6 protein-coding genes are annotated in these 4,964 nt (G+C 57.8%); 3 read left to right on the forward strand and 3 right to left on the reverse strand.

Annotated elements, in window-relative coordinates; translation table 11 throughout:
* Positions 1-61 precede the first annotated feature (61 nt).
* Positions 62-451 carry a protease inhibitor I42 family protein gene (locus tag ACK1U9_RS18485; protein ID WP_046614779.1) on the forward strand — a complete coding sequence of 130 codons (390 nt, stop codon included), beginning with the start codon at positions 62-64 and terminating at the stop codon, positions 449-451.
* Positions 452-457: 6 nt separating this feature from the next.
* Here ACK1U9_RS18485 and ACK1U9_RS18490 read toward each other — a convergent pair whose 3' ends face one another.
* Positions 458-1,393, reverse strand: coding sequence for an alpha-xenorhabdolysin family binary toxin subunit B (locus tag ACK1U9_RS18490; RefSeq protein WP_108481790.1), 936 nt, complete (start codon positions 1,391-1,393; stop codon positions 458-460).
* 1 nt (position 1,394) lies between these two features.
* Positions 1,395-2,585 carry an alpha-xenorhabdolysin family binary toxin subunit A gene (locus ACK1U9_RS18495; protein ID WP_108481789.1) on the reverse strand — a complete coding sequence of 397 codons (1,191 nt, stop codon included), beginning with the start codon at positions 2,583-2,585 and terminating at the stop codon, positions 1,395-1,397.
* Between the two features lie 214 nt (positions 2,586-2,799).
* Between ACK1U9_RS18495 and cmoA the strand changes: the two genes are divergently transcribed.
* Both cmoA and cmoB read left to right on the forward strand, forming a co-directional pair.
* The gene (gene cmoA, locus ACK1U9_RS18500; RefSeq protein WP_108481788.1) at positions 2,800-3,543 is read left to right on the forward strand and encodes a carboxy-S-adenosyl-L-methionine synthase CmoA; all 744 of its coding nucleotides are present in this window, start codon (positions 2,800-2,802) and stop codon (positions 3,541-3,543) included.
* On the forward strand, positions 3,540-4,496 hold the full coding sequence (cmoB, locus tag ACK1U9_RS18505) for a tRNA 5-methoxyuridine(34)/uridine 5-oxyacetic acid(34) synthase CmoB (protein WP_025340421.1): 957 nt from the start codon (positions 3,540-3,542) through the stop codon (positions 4,494-4,496). The genes cmoA and cmoB overlap by 4 nt, the downstream gene beginning before the upstream one ends.
* A gap of 68 nt (positions 4,497-4,564) precedes the next feature.
* Here the strand turns inward: cmoB and ACK1U9_RS18510 are convergent, their stop codons facing one another.
* Entirely contained in the window at positions 4,565-4,768 is a 204-nt protein-coding gene (locus tag ACK1U9_RS18510; RefSeq protein ID WP_108481787.1) for a hypothetical protein, read from the reverse strand.
* Positions 4,769-4,964: the final 196 nt, after the last annotated feature.

The following is a 4,964-nucleotide window of genomic DNA, read 5'->3' on the forward strand; positions in this document are numbered from 1 at the left end:
GCAACACAAATCTCCTCGATCATCGGTTATCCTCAGGCCATCGTCAGCCTCCGGAGCCAACATGACCGCCCCTCGTCTGCTCGTTCCCCTGAGCTTCGCCCTGATTTCCGCCTGCGCCCAACAGCCTACGCAACCCGTCGAACTGGACGCCGAAAGCGAATGCCCGACACGCCTGCAGGTTGGCCAGGTGCTGACCCTGAGCTTGCCCAGCAATCCATCCACCGGCTACCGCTGGCGCGTCGAGAACCCCGCCTCGAACGTGCTGAAAAGCCTCGGCCCGGAGGTGTACAACGCCCCCGAGGAAGACATGGTCGGCAGCGCCGGTGTCTCTACCTGGCGCTACAAGGCCAGCAGTGTCGGCACATCCCAGTTGCTGCTGCTTTACCAACAACCTTGGGCTAAAGACGTCGCCCCGGTGCAGACCTTCGAATGCAAAGTTATCGTCCGTTAAGGGCAATCAGCTGCGGTCATACGCCATCTGAACCACCTTCAGGTACTCGCAGAGATCTTGCAACGCGGCCGTGCCATCCGGCAAAGCCATCGTCGGGTCGAGCTTTTCAGCTTGACCCTGCCACTGCAGCTCCAACTTGCGAAGCTCTTGCAGCCACTCATTCTTGAGTGGCTCAACCCCGGCCAATGCCTTGACGGCATCTCGCTCATCCAGGGTGCTTTCCAAGGTTTGCTGAGCATGCCGCCGGTCACTCAGTGCCTCCTCGATTCTTGCATCAAGCCTGCTGCGGGCGTTACTTAAGTCCCTGAATGTCTTGACCCCTTCCAGCACATCAGCATGCTTGTGCAGCTTTTGCGTTGCCGCCTTGAGCACACTCGAATCGATTTTCGGATCCGTGATCAAGCCGATTATCTGGTCAATCTCGTCATCGTTCGGTATAAGCCCCTTGAAGGCACTGGCAACAGAAGGCTTTTCCAGTACCTCGATAGCCGCGACGATATCTGTCTGTTTTTGCCGCAGTTCAGTCAAGCGTTCATCGAACGCCATTACTTGCTGCCTATGCAGGTCGACGCGGCTTTCCAGTTCCGGCAATGCCTCAATCAAGGCGGCTAACGAGAACAGTTCCAGACGCTGATTTTGCCTGGCCAGTACCGAGTGATGCTGACTCAGACGATTCAGAACAGTTGCCAACCTGTGGTGGGTATCAGCATCTGGATGGCTTGAAATAAACTGCCGGTCCTCCAGCAACACGATAGCGCCTATCAGGCTTTCCTTGAAAGAACGCTCGACTGCCAGCAACAGCACTCGTAACTCACCAAGTTGCTCTCGCGCCCGCGGGAGCACTTTCATGCCCCATGCGTCTTCAAGGCTGAATATCTGATCTTGCACTTGCTGCATGCGTACGAAGTCGGGCACAGCGGCTTTGATATCTACTACGTCCATGTCAGGCATCCTCATACTCTTCAACGAGCTCATCAAACAGTTCAGACAAGGTGTGGCAGATGCTCCCTATTTTTTCCCAAGGTCTGATGACTTCCGAAAAATCATGAACGAACGCCTCCAACTGTTTTATATCCTTCAATTCCTTTGCTTCGTTTACCGAGCTATTGGCATACGAAGCCATGAACAACCAGACGTCCGCCAGACGCCGAGTTGCCGATGACAGGTCCTTGCACCTGAACTGCAAATCCCTGACCAATGTCGAGATACGCTCGAAGTCCTGGAGGGCTGGCAAGAGTTTTGCCATTTCCTGCGCCAGCTCATCACGCTTCTCGATCAGTGCATTCTTTTCTGCCCGAATGCTTTCGGCTTTGGAGCCAAAAACGCCTCCGGTCACGGCTACGCCAATCGGTCCGAACCAAAGCCCGGTGAATGCATAGCCCACGTTGGCAGAATAATCGGACGCCAGCTGATCGATCTTTTCATCCCATTCATCGAGTTGCTGCCGCTTTTGCATGATGACTTCACTGGAAGCCTTTTCGTCGAAATGCGTGATCAAGCGCCCCAGGCGCGGCTTGATCTCGCGTTTGATTTCACTATTGAACCAATTGGCCCGGGCGTCGACTTCATCGATGCGACGCCGAGTGCCTTCGATTTCCCTTACCAATTCGGTAATACCAGGTTCCAGCACATTCCTTAGCTGTGCCTGCTCATCTTCACTCAACGCCGTGATATACACGTCGTCACCCTGTTCGGCCCTGGAGCTCTTGATCGCCAGAAACACATCGCTGTTTTCCAGATTGTTCAACAGGGTACTGCCACGCTGTACAAGGCTTTCGGCGAACAGTTCAATTTCCGGGCCAAGTTGCTTGACGCTTCGCTCAAGCTCGTCCCATACATCAATATGCCTGTGCAGCGCACGATAAAGCTCATACACAAGCGAAGCGTCCAGCCTCAAGGCTGCATAGTCAACTTCCTTTTCGACCTGGTCCAAGGTACGCGGCAACTGGCTCACCACGTTGGCATACCTCTTTATTGCTTTCAGATTCTCCGCAGTCAACAAGCTGCCTGCTTGCTGACCATTGCTCAGTCGGCTTCCAAGGAACTCAAAATAGCGCTCCGGTAGCATTTTAACTTTACTCAGCGGATCCATTTCATCTACGGTATACTTTTCCAGGTCAGTTGCGACAGTCATTACTCACCTCATGATATTGACAACAGCATGCAAATTCATGCACTTGAATTTTGTTTGTTCTCCAGTCTCGATACTGTCGCTTTGATAAAGTAACGATGTGGGAAACTTCGCTTTAGTCTGGGGTAACCGTCCGGCCCTCCTGAAGCATTGCCATGGCAAGACGCGTGGCCTTTGGCTAAAATGCGCCTCCGTTTCACCCTGTATCGAGCCCGCCGTGAGCAAACAGCCCGACCGCCTTTTCGCCCAGCCCCTGGAGCAAGTGCCCGACTTCGTCTTCAACGAGGATGTGGTGCGTGTGTTCCCGGACATGATCAAGCGCTCGGTACCGGGCTACCCGACCATCGTCGAGAACCTCGGCGTGCTGGCCGCGCGCTTTGCCCAGCCGCACACCGCGCTGTACGACCTGGGTGCGTCGCTGGGTGCCGTTACCCAGTCTCTGCGCCGCCATGTGCGCAGTGACGGCTGCCGGGTGATCGCCGTGGACAACTCCACGGCGATGGTCGAGCGTTGCCGCCAGTACCTCACCGCCCAGGACTCGATGTTCCAGGAACTGTTGCCGGTGCAGGTGCTGGAAGCCGACATCCTGGCCCTGCCCTTCGAGCCCGCCTCGGTGGTGGCGATGAACTTCACCCTGCAATTCATCGCCCCTGACCAGCGCCTGGAGCTGCTCAGCCGTATTCGCCAGGCGCTGTTGCCTGGTGGTGCGCTGATCCTCTCGGAAAAGCTGCGCTTCGCCGATCATGAACAGCAGGACCTGCTCAATGAACTGCACCTGGACTTCAAACGTGCCAATGGCTACAGCGAACTGGAAATTGCCCAGAAGCGCAGCGCCATCGAGAACGTGATGAGGCCCGACACCCTCGAAGCCCACCAGGCGCGCCTGCGCGCAGCCGGTTTCTCGAAGGTGGTGCCCTGGTTCCAATGTCTTAACTTCGCCTCTTTGATTGCCCTGCCATGATCGATCTGTCCCCCCTCGTCCGCCGCCTGGCGGGTACGCCTCTGGCTTCCTGGTCGCAAGGCCTGCAAGCGCAACTGGAAGCCAAGCTGGAAAAGGGCCACGGTGACCTCGACCGTTGGCGCGGTGCGCTGGAAGCCCTGCCCGCCCTGCAACCGAGCGAAATCGACCTGGTCAATGGGCTGCGCCTGGACTGCGATTGCGACGATGCCACCCGTGCGCAGATGCGCCAGGCACTGATGGGCCTGTCGCCTTGGCGCAAAGGGCCATTCGACCTGTTCGGCGTGCATGTGGACACCGAATGGCGTTCGGACTGGAAATGGTCCCGGGTCGGCCCGCACCTGGATCTCAAGGGCAAGCGCGTGCTCGACGTGGGCTGCGGCAACGGTTACTACCAGTGGCGCATGCTCGGTGCCGGTGCCGACATGGTGATTGGCGTCGATCCCAACTGGTTGTTCTTTTGCCAGTTCCAGGCCGTCCAGCAATACCTGCCAGAGCTGCCCGCCTGGCACCTGCCCTTCGCCCTGGAAGACCTGCCGGCCAATCTCGAAGGTTTCGACACGGTGTTTTCCATGGGGGTGTTCTATCACCGTCGCTCGCCCATCGAGCACCTGCTGGCGCTCAAGGACTGCCTGGTCAAAGGCGGTGAACTGGTGCTGGAAACCCTGGTGATCGAGGGTGACGAAAACCAGGTGCTTGTACCTGAGGACCGCTATGCGCAGATGCGCAACGTCTGGTACCTGCCGTCGGTGCCGGCCCTGGAACGCTGGTTGCGCCGTGCCGGTTTCAGCGACGTGCGTTGCGTCGACGTAAGCGTGACCAGCGTCGAGGAACAGCGCAGCACCGAGTGGATGCGCTACCAGTCACTGGGCGACTTCCTTGACCCGAACGACCACAGCAAGACCATCGAAGGCCTGCCGGCCCCTCGCCGCGCCACCCTGCTGGCGCGCAAATAAAAAAGGCGCCCGGATGGGCGCCTGAATACACCTGCGCCGAGGAGCTGTCACGGCGCAGGTGCTGTCACTCAATCCTTGGCCAACTCGCGGGCCTTTTGCTGCGCTTTGCGCTCACGCTCGGCAACGGCCTGTTGCTTGTCGCCATGCAGGCGCTGCTGGTCTTCGCGGAACGCTTGCCAGAATTGTTTCGAACGTTCCGCGCCGCCCTCGGCATAAACACTGGCGCTGCCCAGGGCAAGGGTGGCCAACAGCAGGTATTTGGTCAGGTTCATCGTGGTTGCCTCGTGATAACCGATCAGACAGCGCCATCCTAGCGAGGGCTGGCTAACGGCAAGGTGAGGCGGGGATTACAGTCTTGCAATGTGGCCTTGTTTTACCTGTTCGGGCCCTATCGCCGGCAAGCCAGCTCCCACAGGATCACCACAGGTTTTGAAAACTATGCAGTACCTGTGGGAGCTGGCTTGCCGG

The sequence above is a fragment of the Pseudomonas sp. XP1 genome (assembly GCF_053557675.1).

What these genes read in the sequence shown, in the direction of transcription:
- ACK1U9_RS18485 (WP_046614779.1), top strand. Translation starts at nt 62, where the DNA reads ATGACCGCCCCTCGTCTGCTCGTTCCCCTGAGCTTCGCCCTGATTTCC.
- ACK1U9_RS18490 (WP_108481790.1), bottom strand. Translation starts at nt 1,393, where the DNA reads ATGGACGTAGTAGATATCAAAGCCGCTGTGCCCGACTTCGTACGCATG.
- ACK1U9_RS18495 (WP_108481789.1), bottom strand. Translation starts at nt 2,585, where the DNA reads ATGACTGTCGCAACTGACCTGGAAAAGTATACCGTAGATGAAATGGAT.
- cmoB (WP_025340421.1), top strand. Translation starts at nt 3,540, where the DNA reads ATGATCGATCTGTCCCCCCTCGTCCGCCGCCTGGCGGGTACGCCTCTG.
- ACK1U9_RS18510 (WP_108481787.1), bottom strand. Translation starts at nt 4,768, where the DNA reads ATGAACCTGACCAAATACCTGCTGTTGGCCACCCTTGCCCTGGGCAGC.